This window comes from Caldicellulosiruptor hydrothermalis 108, from assembly GCF_000166355.1.
Taxonomy (GTDB): domain Bacteria; phylum Bacillota; class Thermoanaerobacteria; order Caldicellulosiruptorales; family Caldicellulosiruptoraceae; genus Caldicellulosiruptor; species Caldicellulosiruptor hydrothermalis.
This window is the reverse complement of the sequence record NC_014652.1, coordinates 627300-650969: the sequence shown is the minus strand read 5'-3', so window position 1 is coordinate 650969 and position 23670 is coordinate 627300. Positions and strand designations below refer to the sequence as shown.

Sequence of the window (23670 nt, the reverse complement as noted above, 5' to 3'; positions counted from 1 at the left end):
TCAAAGATTTACTTTACAAACTGGTTGATATTAGTCCACAAATACCTTGTAAACTCTACTACCTTTGTGAGCATCCACTGCCCGAAAATTAAAAGCGAAAGTGCAATTGCAATCAGTTTTGGCACAAAAGTGAGTGTCTGTTCGTTTATCTGAGTAGTTGCCTGCAAAATTGATACAACTATGCCCACCACCATTGACACGAGCAAAATAGGCCCCGCAACATAAAATGCTGTTAAAATTGCCTGTCTTGCAATCTCAAGCACAAGCGTTGTATCCATCTTTACATCTTCTCACTTTTCTTTTATTTAAAACTTCTCACAAGCGACTCTACAACTAAATTCCAACCATCAACCAAAATAAACAGCAAAATTTTGAAAGGTAGTGATATCATAACAGGTGGAATCATAAGCATTCCCATTGACATCAGAATACTTGCAACAACCATGTCAATTATTAAAAATGGCACATATATTAAAAACCCCATCTCGAACGCACTTTTGAGCTCACTTATTATAAAAGCAGGAACTACAACTCTTAGCGGAAGGTCTTTTACATTCGTGTTTGGATTTACATTGCTAAGCTTTACAAAAAGGTCAAGGTCTTTTTTGCGCGTATTTTTCAGCATAAACTCTTTTAAAGGCTCTTCTGCCCTTTTAAGAGCTTCTTGGGATGTTATTCTCCCATTTATGTATGGCTGATAAGCCTGGGTATAAATCTTGTCAGTCACAGGCGCCATTACAAAAAAGGTCAAAAAGAGTGCAAGTCCAATCAAAATCTGGTTTGGCGGCATCTGCTGGGTACCGAGCGCGTTTCGAACAAATCCAAGGACAATAAGTATCCGCGTAAATGATGTCATCATTATCAGAATAGACGGTGCCAATGTTAGGATGGTGAGAAATATTATAAGTTGCAGGGCAGACGATACATCCTTTGGATTCTGCGGACTGCCAAGATTTATATTAAGGCTTGCCGTTGCAAAGGCTATTTCTTTTTTTACACATGCAGTTATTAAAATTAAAAGTAGTGTCGATATAATATAAAGAGACTTATTTTTTTTCATCATCCTCTTTACCTTCACTGTCTTTAATTAGGTTGTAAAGGTTTAACACCTTGTTCTTCAGGTCAAAAGAAGAGTTCATTTGGTTATCAATTATCTTTTTAAAACTCTGGTGTTGCTCCTCGAAATTGAGTAGTTGGTCTTTGCTGAACTCTTTCAAAAAGGTTATGCTCTTTTGCGTCTTTCCAAGCAAAATAACCTTGTCACCAATCTCAACAAGCACAAGCATACTATCTTGAGAAAGGGGAAGCAGGTCAATTACCTTCAAAAACTCCCCTTTCCTGCCAAACATCTTTTTGTTCACAATCCTAAGTACATAATAGGTAATGTATATGAGAAGGCATATAGCTCCCAGCGCTAAAACTACCCTAAATCCAAGTTCCATTTTTATATTTTTTTCTCCTCAAAAATCTATTTTTACCCAAGCACTTTTTTGATTGCTTCAACAATTCTCTCTGCCTGGAACGGCTTTACTATAAAATCGCGCGCACCTGCCTGAATAGATTCTATAACCATTGCCTGCTGACCCATAGCAGAACACATGATTATCTTTGCCTGTGGGTCTATCTTTTTTATTTCCCTCACAGCTTGAATCCCGTCCATTTCAGGCATTGTAATGTCCATCATGACAAGGTCAGGTTTTAACTCTTTGTACATCTCAACAGCTTTAGCCCCGTTTTCTGCCTCTCCCGCAACTTCGTAACCGTTTTTTGTGATAATATCTTTTAACATCATTCTCATAAAAGCCGCATCATCAACTATCAGAATCCTTTTTGCCATCAATCTCTCTCCTTTTCAATGTAGTTCTTTTTTAATTGTAGTTTAAAAACTTACTTTTGCTCACGAAAAAATAACTTATTTATATTTTATAATCTATTTGATGGGTTGACAATATCAGTTATCCTCACACCAAAATTCTCATCAATGACCACAACCTCGCCTTTTGCTATAACCTTGCCGTTTACCAGAATGTCAACAGGCTCACCTGCAAGCTTTTCAAGCTCAATAATTGACCCTGTTGAAAATTCCAAAATCTCTCTTACAAGCTTCTGTGTCCTTCCAAGCTCAACAGTAATCTCAAGCGGCACATCCAAAATGAGCTCAATGTTCTCAGGATACCTTCTCTCCTCTTCTTCATCAAAACTTTCAAACTGCACAGGTGAAACATTGTAAACCTGTTGCGGCTGCTCTTTCTTTGGTGGTGGCGTATAAGAAGGCTGCGGCGCTGCCTTCTGACTCTTCGTAGGCTGAGAAGAAGGTTGTCTTAATACCTCTTCCTTCACAGACTCTTGCTGACTTTGTGCTGATGTTTCTATCTGTGCAGGTGTACCAAGTGCATTTTTGAGCATGGCATCGACAAGCTGTTTTGCAAAGTCAACAGGTATCAGCTGCATAATCTGGCTATCTATCAAATCTCCTATGGTCATCCGAAAAGCTACCTTGACAATCTCGTCGGCTCTTTTTAGCTCAGGTATCATCTCCTCGGCATTCTGGGCAAAGTCAATCACAAAGGCTTCGGGCGGATTTATGTCAATCTTTAGATTTAACATGGAAGAAAGCGATGTGGAAGCAGAACCCACCATCTGGTTCATTGCTTCCTGTATTGCCGAAAGCTGAAGTTCTGTCAGCTCTTCGGTAAACTCAATTTGACCTGTACCGCCCATCATAAGGTCTGCAATGATTTCAACATCCTCTTTCTTGAGTATGAGAAGATTTACACCGTCAAGTCCTTCCTTGTACACCACTTTAATTGCAACATATGGTACAGGAAACTCCTTGGGAAGCTCTTCCCATTTCAAAACGCTCACAATTGGCGTTGTAATGTTTACCTTCTGGTTCAGTAAAATGCTCAAGGTGGTGGCTGCTGTGCCCATTGAGATGTTTCCAATTTCGCCCAAAACATCTTTGTCCTGGTCAGATATTGTAGGTGATGATGATGTTTCGCTCATTCCCCGCAAAAGAGCGTCTATTTCGTCCTGAGAGAGCAAATCGCTCATCTAAAATCCTCCCCCTCTTCTACCCGTGTAATCTTTACTGCAATCCTGCCTTCTTTTCGTCCTGGAACACCATAAAATTTTAATTTGTTCCCGACAAAAACTTCTATCTCCTGGTTCTTTCTCCTGTCAAGCCTCAGCACATCACCCACCTGAAGCTCCAAAAATTCCCGGACCGTAATTTGTGTTCTGCCAAGTACTGCTTTCACTGTAACCCTTGTTCTCTCAATTTTTTTCTGTAAATACTCTTTTGTCTCCTCTGATGTTTCCTTTGCAGATGTTGAAAACCAGAACTTTGTTGAGAGCCTCGGCATTATTGGCTCTATCACCATATGCGGAAGGCAAATGTTTGCCATGCCTTCTACCTCGCCAACTTTCATGGCAATGGTCACAAGCGCAACTGTCTCATTAGGTGATACAATCTGGGTAAACTGTGGATTTGTTTCTATCTTTTCAAGCCGTGGCCGAAGATCAACAATATTCTCCCACGCTTCCTGGAAATAATTGATAAGTTGCTGAAGTAGCCTTTCTATCAGCACAAGCTCGATCTCTGTAAAAGTCCTCACTTTGTCTATTCCTTTGCCAAATCCTCCAAGGACTCTATCTATCATGGCAAACGCAATCTCTGGTGCCATCTCAAACACAATGCTTCCTTTTAATGGCGAAAAATTTACAATGCCCATCACAACCGGGTTTGAAAGAGAATTGCTAAATTCATAATATGTCAGCTGCTCAACAGACAAAACGTCCATCTGAACAACTGTCCTCAAATACCCAGATAAAAAGGTGGTGACAATCCGGGCGTAGTTCTCAAATATCATCTGAAGGGTTCTCAAATGGTCTTTTGCAAACTTACTCGGTCTTTTAAAATCATATACCCTTATGTTCTTTTCCTGTTTTGGCTTTTGAATCTCTTCGATTGAAAGTTCGCCTGATGTAAGCGAACGCAAAAGCTCATCTATTTCGCTCTGAGACAGTATATCGCCCATATTCTTACTTTCACCACCTTTTTTACTGGATTATAAACTCACCGAAATTGACATTGTACACTTTATTCTCAAATATCTCATTTAACCTATCTTTAATCTCTTTTCTGACCTTTTCTTTCCCCTCGGGTTTTAAAAGCTCATCTGCTGTCTTGCTTCTCAAAACACTGTCGATTATATCAGCAATTACTATGTTTTTCTCTTTCATAGTCTCAGGCAGTTTCTTGTCTGTTACCTCAAGCTGAACTGTCACTCTGATAATTCTTCCTGCATTTGTTTGAGTATCCTGCAGGTTGCTCATAAGAGCCTTACCATCATTTACATCGTATGTATAAAGCTTTTCTGGTTTTTTCTCAACTGGAGTAGTTTTTGCAGCTGATGAAGTAGGTGATAGATTTTTTACAACTGTCAAAAACCCTATTCCCATCCCCACCATCATTAGAAGAAGCAGAACGAGTAAAATGAGAATTATTGAGTTCATCTTTTCGCCTTTCATCCTTCATGCTCCTTTTGTAAAGGTTGTATATTAAATATAATACCCTCAAAAATCCTCTTTTTATATTCAATGACCTTTTCAATAACCTCATCCACAGACTCTTTCACAACAAGTTTTACACCGTTTGTGAGGGTTATTACAGTGTCTGGTGTGGATTCTACAAACTCTATAAAATCGGCATTTACCACAAACTCTTTGTTGTTTATCCTTCTCAATTTTATCATATACAATCAACCTCTTGAAGATATTGAAATGAAAAAGATGCATCTGCTCTTTTGCAAGGGAAGGAGAAAAAGTTATGTAGCACACCTTTTTCTCCCTCCCTTTACTTTTTACCTACACTTTTACCTCTTAATATTTACCAAATCCTGCAAAAGCTCATCCGATGCTGTTATCACCCTTGCGTTTGCCTGATACCCTCTTTGAGTTACTATCATGTCTGTAAACTCTTTTGCTAAGTCCACATTTGACATCTCAAGTGTTCCCTGAGATATTGTACCTCTTGAACCAGAACCAGGTGTTCCAATCTCGGGGTCACCTGAGTTTACTGTGTTTATATAAAGGTTATCGCCAATTCGCTGAAGTCCTGCAGGGTTTGCAAATGTGGCAATTGCAATCTGCCCTATCAGCTGGTTCAAACCATTTGAATATACACCTGTAATCTTGCCTGATGCATCAACGTTAAATCCTTGAAGGCTTCCTGCGCTGTATCCTGTCATTTGCGCAACCCTTATTGAGCTTTCCATATTACCAAACTGTGTTATGTTTTTGAGGAAAAATGCAATGTTTGTATTGTCATTTACGTCAAACTCAGCACTGTTGACTTTAAATGTAATAGGATTTACAACATCGTTCTTGAATTTTATTGTGAAAGTTCCATTCCCAGTAATTCTTCCCCCTGTAATAGCAATTCCTTCAACATCAGTTGTGTTCTCGTCATCAAGCACCTTTCCAGCTTGTCCAAATGTTATTGTTCCTCTTGCGATGAAGTTGTCATAATCATTGTTAGCATCCAGCATTTCATCAACATACACATATTTCTCATCCGGATTTTGAGCAGTACCGATATTTTTCTTTACCCTCGGAGCATCCACAAACCATTCCCATGTGTTATCGCTTGTTTTTACAAACGTGAGTTGCAATGTGTGTTCTTTTCCCTGCGAATCGTAAATTTTAAAACTTGTTGAATACTTGCTGTCAGCGGGTACATTCAACAAGTCCTCGTAATTTGTGATCTGCCCTGAATATATTTTTGTATCTGCGCTTAGGTTTCCGTCAAAACTAATCTTATCTGTTGCCTTTGGAGGCAGAGTAGGAAATGCAAGTATGTTTATCTTTGAAGGCGATTTTGTGGTGTCAATTTGATTGTTTACAGGGTCATACATCCATCCCAGAACATTTAAACCTGTTGCTGTTACTAAATTTCCCATCTTGTCTAAGCTGAAATTTCCCGCTCTTGTGAAGCGCGGAGCTCTACCGTCTCCTCCCACAACAAAAAACCCATCGCCTTCAATTGCAAGGTCTGTGGGATTATCTGTTCTCTGAAGGCTTCCTCTTGTCATGTTCATATCAACAGACGCAACCGACACACCAAGACCAATTTGCATAGGGTTTGACCCGCCTCTTCCAGAGGCTGTATCAGGTGCTGACGCTGATTTTAAGACAGAGGCAAAAACAGATGCAAATGTCACCCTGCTTGACTTGAACCCCACTGTATTTACATTGGCGATGTTATCACCAATCACATCCATCCTGGTCTGGTGAGCGCGAAGCGCAGAAATAGATGAAAACATTGATCTCATCATGGCTGAGATAAAATCCCCCTTTTTTATTTTAGATTGTATTCTTTTTTTTGACCTTTCCTCTGTCAGTCAGAAAGGTCCTTGTCCGGGGGACCTCCCATTCTGCGGGTCCATCCCCCATTATCAATTTAAATCATCAGCACACCATCAATGTTTGTGAATATGTTATCTTTCAAGCTTGACATATCTTTTACAGTCACAATAACCTTGTTTTTAATATTTACTATATAAGCCCTGTCACCATCTAAAACCAGTACATCATTTTTAAGCCCTTTTTGCTCAGCCTTTTTCAAAGCCTCTTCAAGCTTTCCTAAAGTAGCCTCATCCAAATTTATATTCTGAAATTTCAACCTTTCACTTGCGTGTTTTGAAATTTTGAGCGATGAGGAAAGAATACCGGCAAAACTTTCTGTGGCTTGCTTTGGAGTAGTTGAGACAAAACCTTCATGTTTCCCACCAGTAATACCTCTTATATTATTTACTATCATCCGTCTCATTCTCCCTTTTGCAAGGAGCTTAGTATCTCAAGCAGGTCTTCTTTTGAGGGTACTTTATTGAGAATGCTTGACAAAATTTCCTCAGAGTAGGTGTGATAAACTTCTTTTACATTATCAGAAAGTACTTCTGTGCCGTTTACCTTCAAATATACCTTGCTGCCGTCTATCTTGATACTATCAACTCTTCCCTCAATTAGCTTTGAGGCATCTTGTGGGCTTGTTGCCACAACATATCTTCCTATCATGCTCTGGGCTTTTAAAAGTTCAACTGACTCATTCAAGTTTTGCATCTGTTCAAGCGCAGAAAACTGAGCAAGCTGGGCAACAAACTCTTTGTCTTCCATTGGTTTTAACGGATCCTGGTACCTTAGCTGTGTAACTAAAAGATTTAAAAACTCCTGTTTGCCAAGGACGTTTTTGGCCGATGAAGCAGCTAAACTTTGGGTAGAATTTGATACATTTGTGTTACTACTTACCATCATGTCTGCCATCTTTTTTCACCTCAAGCTCTCAAATTAAGAATGCTTTCGCTCATCTCATAAATCAAACTCTCTATGCTTCTACTACTATCCTCATTACCTTGAACAACCAAATTTCTTCTTTGAGAAAACCTCTGCTGTTCTTGATACTGCTGACCAGTAGAATTTCCTCCTAAGCTTACATTTAGCTGTGATATGTTTATACCCTGGTCTTTTAGAATGGTTAGAAGATTACTCAACGACCCTTCTATGATTTCTTTCACCTGCGGCGTTGTTACAATGAGGTTGCCAAAAATTTTCCCGCTGCTATCTTTGCTCAGTTCAATCACAACACTTCCAAGCCACTCGGGTTTTATGCTCACCTGCAATGTCGTCAAATTCTGTTTATTGATTACAGAAATTTTGTCTGCAAGCTGGCTAATTATAGACATTCTGAGTTCTTTTATTCTTTTGTTATCTTGATAAGACATAGTATTCTCTATATTCTCTACCTTGTTCTGAAAAGCAAAAGCATGCTGTCTCAAATCTAAAGTTTTAGATTCTCCTTTTTCGTCATTTACGCTCGTGTTGTTCTCTTTTCTCAGCAAGGTTGAAAAAACTTTGTTAAAATCATTGTCATTTGAACCTATACCATTAAAATTGCTAGTACCTTTTTCGCCTATTTCTACTTTCTCTGAATTCTCCAAATTAAAACTATTTACTGTTTTTTGGTCATTTGATTTTTTAACAATATTCTCAAGCTCTTTTAAAACCTGCTCTAAAATCTCTGCCCCATCATTAGCTTCAGACAAAACTTTGAAGCTTTGACCTTCCTGTGCAAAAAGATTTCTCAAACTTTTAAGCAATGAACTATCATCTGATTTAACTTCAAAAAACGGCTTTTGACCCTCTTTTCCAAATATGAGCTCTTCTAATAACTTAAAAATATTTTCTGTAGTAATTCCATTGCCTTGGACAAAGCTAAAGCTAAGAACCTGCTGGTTTTGAGTTTTCTGCTCTATTTTCTGCACAATGTTTTGTAAAAGTTCAGAAATTGCTATTTTATCGCTCAGATTAGCGTTTAAATTTAAATATTGAGCTAAATTCATGTCCATCTGCACTGACCGCAGCTGCAAATTTAAAAAGTCTGTCCCTTGGATGCTGCTATTCTGAAAAAGCTGCTCTAAATTAAACTTGTCCAAGCTTTCACCACTTTGAAGCAAATTAAAAATTAGCTGTAAAAATTCCATCATCTGAGCTTGCAATACTTGGGGTTGAACCTGGTTTTCTAAGTCTGAGCTTGTACCGTTTGGCAACTCTTGAGAAAAAGGTTTGTCTTCTTGGAAATTAGCTTTATCCTTTTGAGCTTGTCCTTGAGAAGATACAATAGCTGCTCTACAACTCCCTGTCACTACCTTTCTTGGCAAAACACTGCTTTTATTGTCTACATCTCCTGCATCGCCAGATGTCTTTTTGAAAACATCTTTAAACGATATACTGCTTTCCTGCCTATCTTTTGTCTTCGATGTTGCAGTGGGTGTTTTAAAAAATAGCATACTAGTATTCACAATGCTCTGCGTGCCCACCTTCTCCTTTTCCCCCCTTTCTTTTTAAAAGTTTAAATTTTAGATTATCTCAATGCTGAAAGGCTTGAGGTGACCTTTGCAGCATTTTCAGCGCTCATGTTACTTATTATCTGCGAAGATGTTTTTGTATCAAGTGATTTTAATATTCTAATCACTAATGCATATTTTGTATTATCACTCATCATATTTTCAAATATTGACGCTGCAACTTTCGGGTCAATGTTTTTATAGATGTTTGTCAAAATAGAGATATCTTCAGAATTTGTCTTTTGATTTGAGTTTGAAATCCCTAATAATTTTATCGTCTTCTCAGGCGCAATATTTGATAGTATCTCTGATGCAGTTTCAGATGGTATTGCTGAAAGCACATCATTTGCCACCTGACTATCTGTATCTAACAAGTTCTCAAGTATCTTTGCAGCTTTTTTTGAATCCATATTCTGAAGCAAACTTGCAAAATATTTTGTTTTGTTTTGAGCATCTAGCTGTTTTGAAGTAAGGTCGGTTATTTTCACAGTCAAATCTTCTATTTGCTTTTGCAAATTAGCGTTTTGCTTTTCCAGTAAAGAAAGTTTTGACTTCAGAGCCTCTTTCTGTTTTTGAAGGTCTGCAATCTGCTTTTCATAAACCTTTTGCATATCTACAGTTTGTGTCTTATTTGTACTTTTTGCAAATGGAGTTTTCTTTAGAAATACATCCAAAGCATTTTTTGCTCCAAAAAGATTAAAGTACACAGCGGCAAACGACGCTCCAGCAAGAATCAGAAAAATTATTAAAAATATTAATAAACCCTTTCTCTTTTTCTTCTCTTTCTTTTTTGGCTTATTTTCAGTTGTCAAATCCTCTACAACTTTAGTCTCTGCCACTTCTATCACCTATACCTTTGTAGATTTTGTATGATACCACTCTGTCAAGTTCCTTGTTCTCAAGCTGTTTTATCTCATTCATCAAATTTATCAAATACTTTTCCTTTAACTTTTCGAACTTTTTCTTTTCGATCATGCTTTCTATTACCTCTTTTTTCTTCTCTTCAACTCTAATTTGCTGATAGTAAATTAACTGGTTTTGAACATCCACCCTCTTTTTTAGCATGCTGAGAAACTGGGAATAAACCTTCATCTGCTGTGGCGAAAAACCATTCAAGCAAAGACTTTTTAAATCTTCTTTCACCTTTTTTGCATTCTCCTCCAGTTCAAGCTTTTTTGCAATGTATTCATTCAAAATTTGATTTTGCTTAGCAAGCTCAGATTTTTTTATTTCCTCAAACTGCGTTTTTATCTTTAACAGCTGTTCAAACCTAAACCTTTCCATCTTCTTTTCAACCCTTCAAAAAAGCGTTTTATGAGATTATAGCCTTTAGCATCTCAATCTCCTCTTCAAAGTCGAACCTCTCGTCAACCTCCTGCCTTAAAAACTGGTTTATCCGTGGCACAAGTTCAATCGCTCTATCAATCTCCGGGTTCGACCCTTTTGTATACGCACCAATGTTTATCAAATCCTCTGTTTCCCTGTACACAGCTAAAACTCGTTTTGTCTCGTTCGCAAGCTCCCTGTGAGAAGGCTCAACAATATCGTTCATCACCCTGCTAATGCTTGCAAGCACATCAATTGCCGGATAGTGGTTTTTATTGGCTATCGCCCTTGACAGGACAATGTGACCGTCCAAAATACCCCGTGCGGTATCAGTAATAGGCTCGTTAAAATCGTCACCGTCAACAAGCACAGTGAAAAGTGCCGTGATAGACCCTCTCTTATTTTTTCCAGCTCTCTCCAAAAGCTTTGGCATTACAGAAAACACAGATGGTGTATATCCTCTTGATACCGGCGGCTCACCAACCGCAAGACCTATCTCCCTTTGAGCCATCGCAAACCTTGTAAGTGAGTCCATTAAGAAAAGAACATCAAGCCCCTGGTCGCGAAAATACTCTGCAATTGCCATCGCAACATATGCTGCCTTTACTCTTTTCAGCGCCGACTCATCAGAGGTTGCAACTACCACAACAGACCTTTTAAGCCCTTCTTCCTTCAAATCCTTTTCCAGAAACTCTTTGAGCTCTCTTCCTCTTTCACCAATCAAAGCAAGAACATTGACATCCGCCTTTGCATTTCGGGCAATCATGCCAAGAAGGGTACTTTTGCCAACACCGCTTCCTGCAAATATGCCAACTCTCTGTCCCTTGCCAATGGTCAAAAGAGCATCTATAGCCTTTATTCCAAGGGGCATTATGGTGTCTATCCTGGGTCTTTCAAGCGGGTTTGGCGCCCTGTTTTCAACAGGGTACTTTATCTTTGATTTTATCTCGCCTTTGCCGTCAATTGGCTGACCCAGACCGTCAAGGATTCTTCCCAAAAGTTCTTTTCCCACCTTCACCTCAAACATGCTGTCCTGTGCAATCACTTTGCAGCCTGGAAAAACACCTACAAGGTCAGAGTACGGCATTAAAAGTACCTTGTTCTCTTTAAACCCCACAACCTCTGCTAAAGTCTCTGTCTTTGCAGCTTTTATACGGCAGAGCGTGCCTATGCTAACAGCCGGACCCTGTGATTCTATTGTAAGGCCTATCACCTGGTTAACAAACCCGGTGAATTGGTAAAAGTTTGCATTTTCAATCTTTGATTTTAATTTTTCAATCATTTTAATCACCAATCATAGACAGAACTATTTCTTGAATCTTCTCAAGACGCATCCTCACACCTGTTTCAACAAAACCGTACGGAGTTTCGATCAACACATCACCGCTTTTCAAGGCCTTGTCAATTTTCACATCTACTTTGTCAATTCCGTCTATCCCCTGCAAAATCTCATCCAGCTTCTCATTTACATATCCAAAATCCTCCTCACTCACCCTTATTGTTAAACTGCTTCGAATTGAAAGCTGCAAAATGGCATTTTTAATGTACTGCTCTAAAAAGCTTCTGTCTTTTATCTCTCTTTCCAAAACCTTCTCTAAAATCTGAGGTACAAGGATCAAAACCTTGCTTTCGAGGTCTTTGAGAATATCTTCTCTTTCTTTGAGTATCATTGCCTTTTGAATTTCTATATTTTCAAGCATCTTTCCATACTCTTTTTGAGCATCAAGCAAACCCTTTTCAAACCCTTCTCTGTAACCATCTTCCTGTGCCTGCTGCAAAATTAGCTGTGCGCGAACATTTGCTTCATCTACTATTCTCTGTGCTTCTTCCTTTGCTTTTTTTAGAACCTCTTCAGCTTCTTTTTGAAGAACCTCGGCTCTATTTTTTTGTTTTTCAAACTCTTCTTCTTGCTCTTTTAACCTTCTTTCATAGTGCTCAATCTCAGCCCTTGCCTTTATAAGCTTTTCAAGAAGCACTTTGTAGTTTGTCTCAACTGGATTTTGAATCAGTACCTGGTTATTTCTGATAACATTAGACAATTATCTCATCTCCCCCGCCACGAGAAATGACAATCTCGCCGGCATCTTCAAGCTTTCTTATAATGTTGACAATTTTTTGCTGAGCCTCTTCGACATCACGTATTCTAACAGGTCCCATATACTCCATATCTTCTTGAATCATCTCTGCCATACGTTTTGACATGTTGCTAAAGATAACTTTTCGGACCTCTTCAGTTGTACCTTTGAGAGCAATTGCCAGTGTGTTATTCTCAACCTCACGCAAAATCCTCTGGATAGACCTGTTGTCAAGCTTAACAATGTCTTCAAATACAAACATGCGTTTTCTAATCTCTTCAACAAGTTCAACATCTTCAAGTTCCAGTGCTTCCAAAATCCTCTTTTCTGTACCCCTGTCAACAGCATTCAAGATATCAACAATAGCCTGAATACCACCAACAACTGTGTAATCCTGCATGACAACAGATGAAAGCTTTTTCTCAAGCACCTTTTCAACCTCGCGTATAACATCAGGCGAGGTCCTGTCCATAAGCGCAATTCTTCGCGCAACATCAGCCTGTTTTTCCTGAGGCAGGGATGCTAAAACCTGAGCAGCCTGCTGTGGTTTTAAGTATGAGATAACAAGCGCTATTGTCTGTGGATGTTCGTTTTGAATAAAGTTGAGTATCTGCGATGCATCAGCTTTTCTGATAAAGTCAAAAGGTCTTACTTGTAGCGACACTGTAAGTTTCTCTATAACCTCTCTTGCCTTTTCAGGTCCAAGTGCCTTTTCTAAAACCTCTTTTGCGTAGTCAATTCCACCTTCGGCAATATACTCCTGTGCAAGACAAAGGTTATAAAATTCTTCTAGGATAGCTTGCTTCTGCTCAGGCGATACTGTTCTTATATTGGCTATCTCAAGTGTCAGCTCTTCAATCTCCTCTTCTTTTAAGTGCTTAAAAATCTTTGCTGACCTCTCAGGCCCTAACGCAATTAAAAGCATAGCTGCTTTTTGTTTACCTGAAATTCCACTTTTAACCATTAAACTCCATCACTCCCAATCTTCATTGAGCCAGTTTCTGAGAAGTTGTGCAACTATTTCAGGTTTTTCTTTTAAGAGCTTGTCAATCTGTTTTTCATACTGGCTAACACCAAATTCCTCGACATTTATCTCTTCAACTTCTGCTTTTTTTCTCTTTTCGGCCTCTTGCAAAATTTCCTCAGCTACAGGTTTTTCCTCTGAAATCTCTACAGGTCCAACACCCGCAAGCTCCACAGTACGAGGTTTGCTCTTTGATGCCTTTATCAAGAGGCTTGCCGCAAACACCATCAAAAGCAAAAACGCAAGCGCAACGTAGATGTAATCAACAGGAATTTGTCTTTGTGGCTTGTCAACAAATGTCGGGATTTCATACCCTTCCACCGTTACATTTTGTATACCTGTTGCACTCTTTATAAGATTTACAATGGTTTCCACCTCTTTTTGGTCTGTCAAAAACGACCTTTTGTTGTTCTGATTCTGGAGCTTGAACTGTGCCCAGCTCATGTTTTTTGCCTGGTCGGACTTTTCAAAATCTTCCTGAGTATATGTAACGTATCTGTATAGCACAACTGCTATTGAAGACTTGTCATAGTTGATAGTACCAGGTGCTTTTATAGTCTCAATCTTTTTCTCATTGTTCTGATAATTTACAGTCTCATCAGTTTTTGTATATGTAGACTGCCCTCCCTGAGATGAAATGGGATACTGTGTTGTATTCTGTGTGGGATTTGTATCAGTCCCGGGAACACCGCTGGATGAAGAATTTGTGCTCTGAGCTTCCTCCTTTGTTGTCTTCTTTGATACCACTATGCCACTGTCTTCTAAAACAGGGGAGTACTTTGTTTCACTTATCTTTTGCATATCAAAGTTCATATCTAAATTCACTGAAACCTTCACATCTTCAGGGGAACTTACATAACTTCCCAAAAGCTCTTTTACCTTTTTCTCTATCTCATTTTTGGTGGCAATCTTGAGTTGAAGCTGTTTGCTCGAAAGTCCCTCTGTTGTATCGGATGAATTGCTTGAGAGATAATTGCCTTTATTGTCTATTATCACTACATTTTCTGGCAAAAGTCCTTCAACAGAGGCTGCAACAAACCTCTGGATACCCTCTATCTGGTCTGAGCTTAAGCTCTTTTTCAAAGTGAGCTTTACACTCGCAGTGGGTTTTGTTGCCTCACTTTTAAGCGCAAAAGTGTAGTCCTCAGGTATGCTCAAATTTACAACCGCATCCTCTATGTAATCTGACATTTGTTTTAGAGCCTGTTGAATCTCACTTTCTTTAAGTTTTATAAACGTCCTTCTTTTATCAGCTTCTGTTGCCGTCATGGAGCTTGAAAGTTTTAGCGCATCTTCAAATGTAATACTGCTGTTTTTAGGATACCCTGCTTGAGCTGCCGCCATCTTTGCCCTGTCAACATCAGTATCTCTTACCAATATAGTTGTACCACCGTTTGCAGCTTTTGAATCAATCTTTTGCTCGCTTAAAATGTTTTGAATCTCTGCTGCCTCTTTCGGGTCAAGCCCAGAAAAGATTGTGACATAGTGAGGTCTTGTTGTAATGTAAATGGCTGCAATGACCGATAATAGTATTATAGAAGAAGATACAACAAGCATTATCTTCTGCGATTTGGATAAGCTACTCCACTTTTCTTTTATATTTTTCAAAAAATCATTTAAAAACTGAGGCAACTATAATACCTCCCCGCAAAGAAATAAAAAAGTTATACCTGCATGCGCATAATCTCATTGTATGCATCCAAAATCTTGTTTCGAATCTGCAAGGTCAGCTGCAGTGCAATTGATGCTTTTTCAGATGCTACTATCGCATCCTGCGGATTTGCAGAAAGCCCCAGCAAAAATAGGTTGTTCTGATAATCTGCTTCTTTTTGAAGCCCATCCACACCTTCTAACGCTTTGTAGAGAAAATCAACAAACGAAACCTGGGAATTTTGAGTACTTGCGCTGTTTGTATTTATGCTCGAAAACTGCTTTTCAAAAGCTTTTGTAATGCTATCAAAGTTTATGTTCCCCACCATTGTCTACAAATCCCCCTTAATTATTTACCTATTTCAAATGTTCTTGTTATCATCGACTTTGTGATGTTAAGAGCAGTGACATTTGCCTCATACGAACGCGATGCTTCAATCATGTTAACCATCTCTGTGACAATGTCTACATTTGGATAATTTACATACCCGTTTTGGTCAGCATCTGGATGGGTAGGATCATATACCTTTTTAAACGGGCTTGGGTCCTCTAAAATAGCCTTTACTCTCACACCACCATAAGATGAAGCTTGAGCCTGACCAATCTTCTGACTTAATATCTCAGCAAAGCTCTGTCTTCTTTCTTCAAAAACCACAACCTTTCTTCTGTAAGGCTGACCATTTTCTGTTTTTGTAGTGTTTGCGTTTGCAATATTTTGAGCAATTACATCCATTCTGACACGCTGTGCAGTCAAAGCCGACGAAGAGATGTTTATCGCATCAAACATTCCCATTCTTTATCACCTACCTTCCTTGATAACCGTCTTCCACTTGTTTATCTCCCTTGAAAGCTGAAGTGACACACCATCAAAATACAGAGAGTTTTGCAGGAGTTTTCCCATCTCCTGTTCTATGTCCACAGTGTTCTGGTCAAGTCTCATCTGAAGGCTGCTATCAAGCACTTCTATTGAATTGTCTGGGCTGCTGCTTTCTTTTATATGTCTTTCATTTGTTGTAAAAAGTTGTAAACCTTCTTCTTGGTTTAAACTTCTTTGTAAATACGCTTCAAAATTTAAATCTTTTGCCTTGTAGCCGGGTGTGTCTGCATTAGCTATATTGTTCGATATTATCTCGTTTCTCTTCCATGCCCAGTCAAGTGCCTTTTTGTAAAGGTCAATTTTATCAAACATATTTATCACTTTTTATCCCTCTATTTTTCGACAATCTTTTATTTTATTTTACAAAATTTTTGATAAAAATACCATACAAAATTTTTTAGACTAAAAATGATAAAAAAGAGGATAGCAAGAGGCACTCAATTTACAAATTCCCCCTGCTATCCTCATCTTTCCCCTCATTTTAATTTTAACTTCTCTTTTTGTTTTTGTATCTCATCCCTCACCATTTCATTTAACACCTTTATATATGTGCCTTTGAGACCAAGCGATCTTGTCTCTATAAGTCCTGCACTTTCAAATTTCCTGAGCGCATTTACAATGACAGAACGTGTAATTCCCACCTTGTCTGCAATTCTGCTTGCAACCAAAAGTCCTTCATTCCCTTTTAGCTCATCAAAAATATGCACAAGCGCTTCAAGCTCAGACACAGAAAGTGTCTCAATTGCAGATTTTATCATCTCTCTTTTTTTCTTTTCCTCTTCATCTTCTTCTTTTGAAAGATTCAAAAGTTCAAGTCCAATCACAGTAGAGGCATATTCAAGAACAATTATATCCTCTTCTGTAAAAGCAGAAAAACTTTTGAATGCCAGAACTGTACCGAACCTTCTGCCCCCGCCAATCACAGGGACAGATGTACACAACAATTCTTTTTCACTACCAACTTTGTTCTCAATTTCAGCAATTCTTGTGATGTCTGAAAACTTCATATTAGCTCTGGTGTCCACAAACCACCAAAAAAACTTTTGAAGGTTATCGCCTATCTTTTTCTCTTCAGAAAGCTTGATATCCACATTCACAAAAGGCATGATGTATTTGCAAATAACTCTGCCATCCTTGTCAATAAAAAATACACTTGAATCTGTCACATCACCAACAACAGAGCACAGCCTATCAAAATCCAATACTTCTTTGTCCTTGCTTTGGATAACTCTGTTGAGTTTCCGAACTTTTTCAAGAAGACTCTGCTGCATTGGCACATTTATCTCCCTTCACCAATTCCTATGGAAGACATTTATTGAGTTATATTATGAACCTGCTCAAATCTTTGTCCTTTATAATATCCGAAACCTTTGAATATACATAATCCTTGTCAATCACAAGGTCTACTGGTTTTTCAACATTTGCATATTCAAACGAAATGTCTTCCATTATCTTTTCAACAACAGTGTGAAGTCTTCGCGCACCGATATTCTCGCTCTGCTCATTTATCTTCACAGCAACCTTTGCAATTGCCTCTATTGCATCATCTGTAAAGGTAATATTGACACCTTCTGTTTTCATAAGCTCAATATACTGCTTTATAATTGCATTTTTGGGTTGCGTGAGTATCTTTTTGAAATCCTCTTCTGTCAAAGGATTGAGCTCAACAACAACTGGGAACCTTCCCTGAAGTTCTGGTATCAGGTCAGAAACCTTTGCAACATGAAAAGCTCCAGCTGCAATAAACAGAATGTGGTCTGTCTTTACAGGACCGTATTTTGTCATAACAGTGCTTCCCTCAACAATGGGAAGAATGTCTCTTTGCACACCTTCTCTTGAAACATCAGGCCCAACACTTGAACCTTTTCCTGCAATCTTGTCTATCTCATCAATAAAGATGATTCCATGTTGTTCAGCTCTCTGAATTGCTTCTTTTATAACCTCATCCATGTCAATGAGCTTGTTGTATTCCTCCTGCTCTAAAACCTCACGCGCTTCTCTTATTGTCATCTTTTTCTTTTTCTTCTTCTTTGGAAATAGTGACCCAAAAACGTCCTGGAAAGAAATCCCCATCTCGTCAGAAATTGTGCCCATAATCATTTCAAATGGAGGCTTTACAGTATCTTCAACCTCAACCTCAATCACCTTGTCCTCAAGCTCTCCAGAGCGAAGTTTTTCGCGCAAAATCTCTCTTTGCGTTCTGATATAGTCATCTGTTGTCTGATAACTCTGCTCCATCTCTTGTGAGGTGGCACCAAAAAGTGCTTCAAACGGATTTTTAAACCCTGCTTTTCTTGACTGAGGTTCAGGAATTAATATCTCCAAAATTCTGTCCTCAACAAGAGCTTTTGCTCTTTCTTTCATTCTTTCCATGTACTCGCTTTTCACAAGCGATATTGCATTTTCAACAAGGTCTCGAACCATTGAATCTACATCTCTTCCAACATATCCAACCTCAGTAAACTTTGTTGCTTCAACTTTTACAAACGGAGCATTCACAAGTTTTGCAAGTCTTCTTGCAATCTCTGTCTTACCAACACCTGTTGGTCCCACCATCAAGATGTTCTTTGGCGTTATCTCATCCTGAAGCTCCTTTGGGAGTTTTGCGCGCCTGTACCTATTTCGGAGGGCAATGGCAACACACTTTTTTGCCCTTTCCTGTCCAACTATATACTTGTCAAGCTCTCTTACAATCTCCTGAGGAGTTAATTCCATCATATCTTATCACCTACAATTCCAAAACTGTAATGTTGTTGTTTGTGTACACACAAATGGACGCCGCAATCTCCAAAGCCTTTTTGGCAATCTCAGCGGCAGAAAGGTCAGTGCTTTGCAAAAGTGCCCTTGCAGCTGCCAACGCATACGGTCCGCCAGAACCAATCGCAGCAATGTTGTCATCTGGCTCTACAACCTCGCCACTTCCTGATACGACAAAAAGGTGTTCTTTGTCTGCTACAACCATGAGGGCTTCTAAGCGTCTTAGGACTTTGTCCTGTCGCCACTCCTTTGCAAGCTCAACAACGCTCTTTTGCAAATTGCCACTATTTTGTTCAAGCTTTTCTTCAAACTTTTCACACAGAGTTATTGCGTCTGCAACAGAACCTGCAAAACCAACCAAAACCCTGCCATTGTAAAGTTTTCTAACCTTTTTGGCTGTCGATTTCATTATCATATTCTGGGAAAATGTGACCTGACCATCACCAGCTATGGCAACACTTTCGCCTTTTTTTACAGCCACTATTGTTGTTGCATGAAACATAGCAAACCTCCATAAACTTTAAATTATTCAAAAATTTCGTTGGCTACTTCTTTGCAAATGTCCAAAGATTTTTGTGCAATCAAAAGTTTTCTCTTTTCCTTATCTTTTACTTTTGCAATTTCATTATCAATTGATATTATACCATAGTTAGCGTTCATGGGCTGAAAATCTTTTTTGGGTGTTGTAATATACTCTATCAGAGCTCCAATGCAAGTGTTTGGGGGCAAACTCACAGGCTCTTTCCCCAATACCTGCCTTGCTGCATTAATCCCTGCAATGATACCTGTTGCCGCAGACTCCAAATACCCTTCAACACCTGTTATTTGTCCGGCAAAAAATATATTAGGATATTTCTTCAAAAAAAGATATTTCGTTAATACCTCTGGTGAGTTAATATAAGAATTTTTGTGCATCACGCCATATCTTACAAACTCAGCATTTTCAAGACCTGGAATGAGCCTGAAAACTCTTTTCTGCTCACCCCACTTGAGTCTTGTCTGAAACCCGACCATATTATAAAGCTTTCCGTCTTGCGTGTCTTTCCTGAGCTGTACAACCGCATATGGCATTTTTCCTGTTCTTGGGTCTATAATCCCAACAGGTTTTAGTGGACCAAACCTAATTGTATCAATTCCGCGTCTCGCCATTTCTTCAATAGGCATACAACCTTCGAACAGCAAATCTTTTTCAAAGTCTTTAACCTCAATAACCTCAGCATTTACAAGTTCCCAGTAAAACCTTTCATATTCTTCTTTTGTCATTGGACAGTTTATATAATCATTTGACCCTTTATTATAACGCGAAGCAAAAAACGCTTTAGAAAAGTCTATTGAATCTTTGAGCACTATCGGTGCTGCTGCATCAAAAAAATAGAGGTTTTTGCTACTACATAGCTTTGAAATATCAGAAAGAAGACTTTCTGTGGTAAGTGGACCTGTGCATACAACCACTACCTTGTCTCTTGGAACTTCTGTTACCTCTTCATGGATAACTTCAATGAGTTCATTTTGTTTAATCTTCTGGGTTATATACTCTGAAAACTTATACCTATCAACTGCCAAAGCCTGTCCTGCCTCAACTGATGTTGCCTGGGCAGCTTCCATCACAAGCGAACCGAACACCTTCATCTCTTCTTTTAAAAGCCCAGATGCATTTGTCAAAAGCTTAGATTTTAAAGAATTGCTGCACACAAGCTCTGCAAAGGTATCTATTTTGTGTGCAGGCGAAAACTTTTTGGGTTTCATCTCAAAAAGCTTTACCTTTATTCCAAACTTTGTGATTACATTTGCTGCCTCAACACCTGCAAGCCCAGCTCCAATCACTACAATTTCCATATCAATTACTCACCTTTTTCCCCTATTTTTTCTTCGTAAGCACAGTTTTCATTTGAACATACAAGCTTTCTATTCCCTTTCCTGCCCTTTTCAAACATGAGACTGCCGCACTTTGGACAGTTTTTGGCTGGCTTTTCCCACAAAATGAGGTCACAGTCAGGATATCCTTCGCACGTGTAATATCTCTTGCCTTTTTTGGACTTCTTTTCTATTACCCTTTTGCCGCACTTTGGACACAACACATCAAGGTAATCGTAATAAGGTTTTGTGTTTTTGCATTCAGGATATCCTGGACATGCCAAAAACTTTCCGTATCTGCCTTTTTTTATCACCATTTTTCTTCCACAGTTTTCGCATACAATGTCTGTCTCCTCATCCTCAACCTTAACCTTTAGCAAAGTAGCTCGTGCTATCTCAAGTTCCTTTTCAAGCGGCTGGTAGTATTTTCTTACAACTTCAGTCCACTCAAGCTTTCCTTCCTCAATCTTGTCAAGGTTGCTTTCGAGCTCTGCAGTAAATTCAATGTCTATTATGTCTTTGAAATATTCTTTAAGTATATTTGTTACAAGTTTGCCAAGCTCTGTTGGTTTTAAAAACCTATCTTCTTTGACAACATATCCTCTCTCCAGAATTGTCTGGATTGTTGGAGCGTACGTGCTCGGTCTTCCTATACCTTTTTCTTCTAAAGCCTTTATTAAGGTTGCTTCAGTATAGCGAGAAGGCGGTTGAGTAAAATGCTGTTTGCTCTCAAGTTTTATGGGCTTTAAAACCTCTCCTTCTCTAATTTCTGGAAGCTGATTTTCCTCTTCTTCATCCTCTGTGTCTTTACCCTCGACGTACACTTCCATGAACCCAGCAAACTTGAGCTTTGACCCTGTTAGCTTAAAAATATAGCCTTCCACTTCAAGCTCGGCTGAAAGAACCTCATATATGCTGCTTTCCATCTGCGACGCTAAAAACCTGTCATAAATGAGCTTGTACAGCTTGTACTGGTCAGGTGTCAGAGAATCCTTTATACTTTCAGGGTCCATATCCAAATAAGTAGGTCTTATAGCCTCATGAGCATCTTGAGCATCCTTTTTTGTTTTGTAAACCCTCGGCTTTTCGGGAAGATATTCTTTGCCAAACTTCTGTAGGATAAGGTTTCGTGCTGCCTGCTGTGCCTCCTCAGAAATTCTTGTTGAGTCTGTTCTCATATATGTTATAAGACCGACACTTCCTTCTCCTTTTATCTCAACGCCTTCATACAGCATCTGCGCAACCGCCATTGTCTTTGCAGGAGTAAACCTTAACTTTCTTGACGCTTCCTGTTGAAGGGTGCTCGTGATAAATGGTGGTGGCGGATTTTTCTTTTTCTCTGATACCTTTATTTTTACAACTTTGAACTCCTTATTTTTTATCTTTTCTTCAATCTCTTGGACCTGACCTTGGTTTTTTAGCTCAATCTTACCCTTCTTATCTCCATAAAACTTTGCTTTAAACTCTTGGGCATCTTTTTTAAATACCGCTTCTAACGTCCAGTACTCTTCAGGCTTAAAATTTTCTATCTCCTCTTCCCTTTCAACCACAAGCCTTGTCGCAACAGACTGAACCCTTCCAGCAGAAAGTCCGCCTTTGACCTTTTCCCACAAAAACGGGCTGAGCTTGTACCCGACAAGCCTATCCAACACTCTTCGTGCCTGCTGGGCATTGACAAGGTTCTGGTCAATTGGCCTTGCATTTTTCAAAGATTCCTGTACAGCCTTTTTTGTTATCTCATTGAATGTAATTCTCACATTGTCGTTTACATCAAGCCCCAAAATAGTTGCCAGATGCCATGAGATTGCCTCGCCTTCCCTGTCAGGGTCTGTTGCAAGGTAAACCTTTTCTGCACTTTCTGCAGATTTTTTTAGCCTGTTTATTACATCTGCCTTACCTCTGATGTTGATATACTTGGGTGCAAAACCATTCTCTATGTCAACCCCCAAATCGCTCTTGGGAAGGTCTCTGACATGGCCCATTGAAGCCTCTACCTTAAACTCTTTGCCAAGATACTTTGCAATTGTTTTTGCCTTTGCAGGTGACTCTACAATGACAAGTTTTTTCAACAGAATTTTACCCCCTGTAAGTAGATTTTTTTAAAGTTTAGAAATTATGTTTCCTCGGTCTCTTACAACCTTGGACTTTATCTCAAGCGAAGTAATTAAACTTGCAATCTTACCAGGGTCCCACCCTGTGAGCGCAATCAAACTTTCCACGTGCATCTCACCATTTTCATCTAAAAGCTTTATCAATCTTTTCTCATCATCTGTCAGTTCTTCTTCATCTTCTTTGTCAGCAAAGCTCAGCTGGGCAGGTTTTAAAGAATAAATCTCCTTTATGTCCTCAAGAAAATCCTCATACGAACATATAATCCTTGCACCTTCTTTTATGAGCCTGTTTGTGCCGCTACTCTTTTGCGAAAAGATGTTACCAGGCACCGCAAATACCTCTTTCCCCTGCTCCAAAGCAAAGTCAACTGTTGAAAAAGTACCGCTCTTGGTTGAAGCTTCAATCACAACCAAACACGGTGAAAACATTGCAACAATCCTGTTTCTCTGCGGAAAGTTCATTTTCTCCGGCAAAGTACCTGGCAAAAACTCAGACACAACACACCCATTTTCTATAATCTGACGGTAGAGCTTTAAATTTTCTTTTGGATACACAATATCAACTCCACAACCCAAAACAGCTACTGTCTTCCCATTTTCAAGTGCTCCTGTATGGCAAAAACTGTCAATCCCCCTTGCCATTCCGCTAACAACTAAAATTCCTAAGGAAGCCAGCAGACTTGCCAGCTCTTTTGCAACTCTTTTGCCATAATAAGTAGGTTCTCGTGTGCCAACCATTGATATTTTACGCGGAAATTTAAGAAGCTTTGCATCCCCTTTTACAAAGAGCATAACTGGTGCATGGTCAAAAACTTTGAACTCATCAGGATACAGCCTATCGTCTTCAAGTATTATATTTATACTATTTCTCTCACAAAATTCAAGAATTTTTTCAGCCTCTGCAGTATCAGAGTTTTTTATCTCATCTTTAAGATGTCCAAAAATACCTTCTACTTCTAATTCTTTTCTGTTAAAATAAGCCTCTTTAAGAGTTTTGTATTTATTTTTTATCTGCCTGAACTTCTTTGGCCCTATACCTTTTATGCTGTAAAGCCACAAAGAATAAATGAGTTCTTCTCTGTTCATTTTCGAC

Annotated in this window: 27 protein-coding genes; all 27 read right to left on the bottom strand. The window is 39.0% G+C overall.

Annotated elements, in window-relative coordinates:
* Nucleotides 1-8: 8 nt before the first annotated feature.
* The 27 genes from fliQ to dprA all read right to left on the bottom strand — a co-directional run bounded on the left by fliQ (nucleotide 9) and on the right by dprA (nucleotide 23663).
* Nucleotides 9-278: a flagellar biosynthesis protein FliQ gene (gene fliQ / locus CALHY_RS03060; RefSeq protein ID WP_013402547.1), complete on the bottom strand. Its 270-nt coding sequence runs from the start codon at nucleotides 276-278 to the stop codon at nucleotides 9-11.
* Nucleotides 279-301: 23 nt separating this feature from the next.
* On the bottom strand, nucleotides 302-1063 hold the full coding sequence (gene fliP / locus CALHY_RS03055; RefSeq protein WP_013402546.1) for a flagellar type III secretion system pore protein FliP: 762 nt from the start codon (nucleotides 1061-1063) through the stop codon (nucleotides 302-304).
* Nucleotides 1047-1442, bottom strand: a complete 396-nt coding sequence (locus tag CALHY_RS03050) for a FliO/MopB family protein (protein WP_013402545.1) — start codon at nucleotides 1440-1442, stop codon at nucleotides 1047-1049. Before CALHY_RS03050 ends, fliP begins: the two co-directional genes overlap by 17 nt.
* 32 nt (nucleotides 1443-1474) lie before the next feature.
* Nucleotides 1475-1837, bottom strand: a complete 363-nt coding sequence (locus CALHY_RS03045; protein ID WP_013291202.1) for a response regulator — start codon at nucleotides 1835-1837, stop codon at nucleotides 1475-1477.
* Between the two features lie 86 nt (nucleotides 1838-1923).
* A complete protein-coding gene (fliY, locus tag CALHY_RS03040) occupies nucleotides 1924-3054 on the bottom strand; it encodes a flagellar motor switch phosphatase FliY (protein WP_013402544.1) in 1131 nt (376 codons plus the stop codon).
* Nucleotides 3051-4040 (bottom strand): flagellar motor switch protein FliM, encoded by a 990-nt coding sequence (gene fliM / locus CALHY_RS03035; protein WP_013402543.1) that lies wholly within the window; start codon nucleotides 4038-4040, stop codon nucleotides 3051-3053. The genes fliY and fliM overlap by 4 nt, the downstream gene beginning before the upstream one ends.
* 22 nt (nucleotides 4041-4062) lie before the next feature.
* Nucleotides 4063-4533 (bottom strand): flagellar basal body-associated FliL family protein, encoded by a 471-nt coding sequence (locus CALHY_RS03030; RefSeq protein ID WP_013402542.1) that lies wholly within the window; start codon nucleotides 4531-4533, stop codon nucleotides 4063-4065.
* Nucleotides 4530-4757 carry a flagellar FlbD family protein gene (locus tag CALHY_RS03025; RefSeq protein ID WP_013402541.1) on the bottom strand — a complete coding sequence of 76 codons (228 nt, stop codon included), beginning with the start codon at nucleotides 4755-4757 and terminating at the stop codon, nucleotides 4530-4532. The genes CALHY_RS03030 and CALHY_RS03025 overlap by 4 nt, the downstream gene beginning before the upstream one ends.
* A 120-nt stretch (nucleotides 4758-4877) precedes the next feature.
* The gene (locus tag CALHY_RS03020) at nucleotides 4878-6338 is read right to left on the bottom strand and encodes a flagellar hook protein FlgE (protein WP_013402540.1); all 1461 of its coding nucleotides are present in this window, start codon (nucleotides 6336-6338) and stop codon (nucleotides 4878-4880) included.
* A 125-nt stretch (nucleotides 6339-6463) separates the two neighbouring features.
* On the bottom strand, nucleotides 6464-6823 hold the full coding sequence (locus tag CALHY_RS03015) for a TIGR02530 family flagellar biosynthesis protein (protein WP_013402539.1): 360 nt from the start codon (nucleotides 6821-6823) through the stop codon (nucleotides 6464-6466).
* A gap of 5 nt (nucleotides 6824-6828) precedes the next feature.
* Complete coding sequence (locus CALHY_RS03010) at nucleotides 6829-7323, bottom strand: flagellar hook capping FlgD N-terminal domain-containing protein (protein ID WP_013402538.1); 495 nt, start codon at nucleotides 7321-7323, stop codon at nucleotides 6829-6831.
* Nucleotides 7324-7334: 11 nt separating this feature from the next.
* Nucleotides 7335-8858: a flagellar hook-length control protein FliK gene (locus CALHY_RS03005; RefSeq protein ID WP_238524574.1), complete on the bottom strand. Its 1524-nt coding sequence runs from the start codon at nucleotides 8856-8858 to the stop codon at nucleotides 7335-7337.
* 62 nt (nucleotides 8859-8920) lie between these two features.
* Nucleotides 8921-9742: a MotE family protein gene (locus tag CALHY_RS03000; RefSeq protein ID WP_013402536.1), complete on the bottom strand. Its 822-nt coding sequence runs from the start codon at nucleotides 9740-9742 to the stop codon at nucleotides 8921-8923.
* Nucleotides 9729-10187 (bottom strand): flagellar export protein FliJ, encoded by a 459-nt coding sequence (fliJ, locus tag CALHY_RS02995; RefSeq protein ID WP_013402535.1) that lies wholly within the window; start codon nucleotides 10185-10187, stop codon nucleotides 9729-9731. Before fliJ ends, CALHY_RS03000 begins: the two co-directional genes overlap by 14 nt.
* 28 nt (nucleotides 10188-10215) lie before the next feature.
* A complete protein-coding gene (gene fliI / locus CALHY_RS02990) occupies nucleotides 10216-11511 on the bottom strand; it encodes a flagellar protein export ATPase FliI (RefSeq protein WP_013402534.1) in 1296 nt (431 codons plus the stop codon).
* Between the two features lies 1 nt (nucleotide 11512).
* Complete coding sequence (locus CALHY_RS02985) at nucleotides 11513-12268, bottom strand: FliH/SctL family protein (RefSeq protein ID WP_013402533.1); 756 nt, start codon at nucleotides 12266-12268, stop codon at nucleotides 11513-11515.
* Nucleotides 12261-13268 (bottom strand): flagellar motor switch protein FliG, encoded by a 1008-nt coding sequence (gene fliG, locus CALHY_RS02980; protein WP_013402532.1) that lies wholly within the window; start codon nucleotides 13266-13268, stop codon nucleotides 12261-12263. The genes CALHY_RS02985 and fliG overlap by 8 nt, the downstream gene beginning before the upstream one ends.
* A gap of 9 nt (nucleotides 13269-13277) precedes the next feature.
* A complete protein-coding gene (gene fliF / locus CALHY_RS02975; protein ID WP_013402531.1) occupies nucleotides 13278-14960 on the bottom strand; it encodes a flagellar basal-body MS-ring/collar protein FliF in 1683 nt (560 codons plus the stop codon).
* A gap of 32 nt (nucleotides 14961-14992) precedes the next feature.
* Nucleotides 14993-15307, bottom strand: a complete 315-nt coding sequence (gene fliE / locus CALHY_RS02970; RefSeq protein WP_013402530.1) for a flagellar hook-basal body complex protein FliE — start codon at nucleotides 15305-15307, stop codon at nucleotides 14993-14995.
* Between the two features lie 20 nt (nucleotides 15308-15327).
* Entirely contained in the window at nucleotides 15328-15771 is a 444-nt protein-coding gene (gene flgC, locus CALHY_RS02965; protein ID WP_013402529.1) for a flagellar basal body rod protein FlgC, read from the bottom strand.
* A 6-nt stretch (nucleotides 15772-15777) separates the two neighbouring features.
* Nucleotides 15778-16176, bottom strand: coding sequence for a flagellar basal body rod protein FlgB (gene flgB / locus CALHY_RS02960; RefSeq protein ID WP_013402528.1), 399 nt, complete (start codon nucleotides 16174-16176; stop codon nucleotides 15778-15780).
* Nucleotides 16177-16331: 155 nt separating this feature from the next.
* Nucleotides 16332-17126 carry a GTP-sensing pleiotropic transcriptional regulator CodY gene (codY, locus tag CALHY_RS02955; protein ID WP_013402527.1) on the bottom strand — a complete coding sequence of 265 codons (795 nt, stop codon included), beginning with the start codon at nucleotides 17124-17126 and terminating at the stop codon, nucleotides 16332-16334.
* Nucleotides 17127-17175: 49 nt separating this feature from the next.
* Nucleotides 17176-18573, bottom strand: a complete 1398-nt coding sequence (gene hslU, locus CALHY_RS02950; RefSeq protein ID WP_013402526.1) for an ATP-dependent protease ATPase subunit HslU — start codon at nucleotides 18571-18573, stop codon at nucleotides 17176-17178.
* A gap of 10 nt (nucleotides 18574-18583) precedes the next feature.
* A complete protein-coding gene (gene hslV / locus CALHY_RS02945; RefSeq protein WP_013402525.1) occupies nucleotides 18584-19114 on the bottom strand; it encodes an ATP-dependent protease subunit HslV in 531 nt (176 codons plus the stop codon).
* A gap of 23 nt (nucleotides 19115-19137) precedes the next feature.
* The gene (trmFO, locus tag CALHY_RS02940; protein ID WP_013402524.1) at nucleotides 19138-20448 is read right to left on the bottom strand and encodes a methylenetetrahydrofolate--tRNA-(uracil(54)-C(5))-methyltransferase (FADH(2)-oxidizing) TrmFO; all 1311 of its coding nucleotides are present in this window, start codon (nucleotides 20446-20448) and stop codon (nucleotides 19138-19140) included.
* A 5-nt stretch (nucleotides 20449-20453) separates the two neighbouring features.
* Entirely contained in the window at nucleotides 20454-22535 is a 2082-nt protein-coding gene (gene topA, locus CALHY_RS02935) for a type I DNA topoisomerase (protein WP_013402523.1), read from the bottom strand.
* Between the two features lie 30 nt (nucleotides 22536-22565).
* Nucleotides 22566-23663, bottom strand: a complete 1098-nt coding sequence (gene dprA / locus CALHY_RS02930) for a DNA-processing protein DprA (protein ID WP_013402522.1) — start codon at nucleotides 23661-23663, stop codon at nucleotides 22566-22568.
* Nucleotides 23664-23670: the final 7 nt, after the last annotated feature.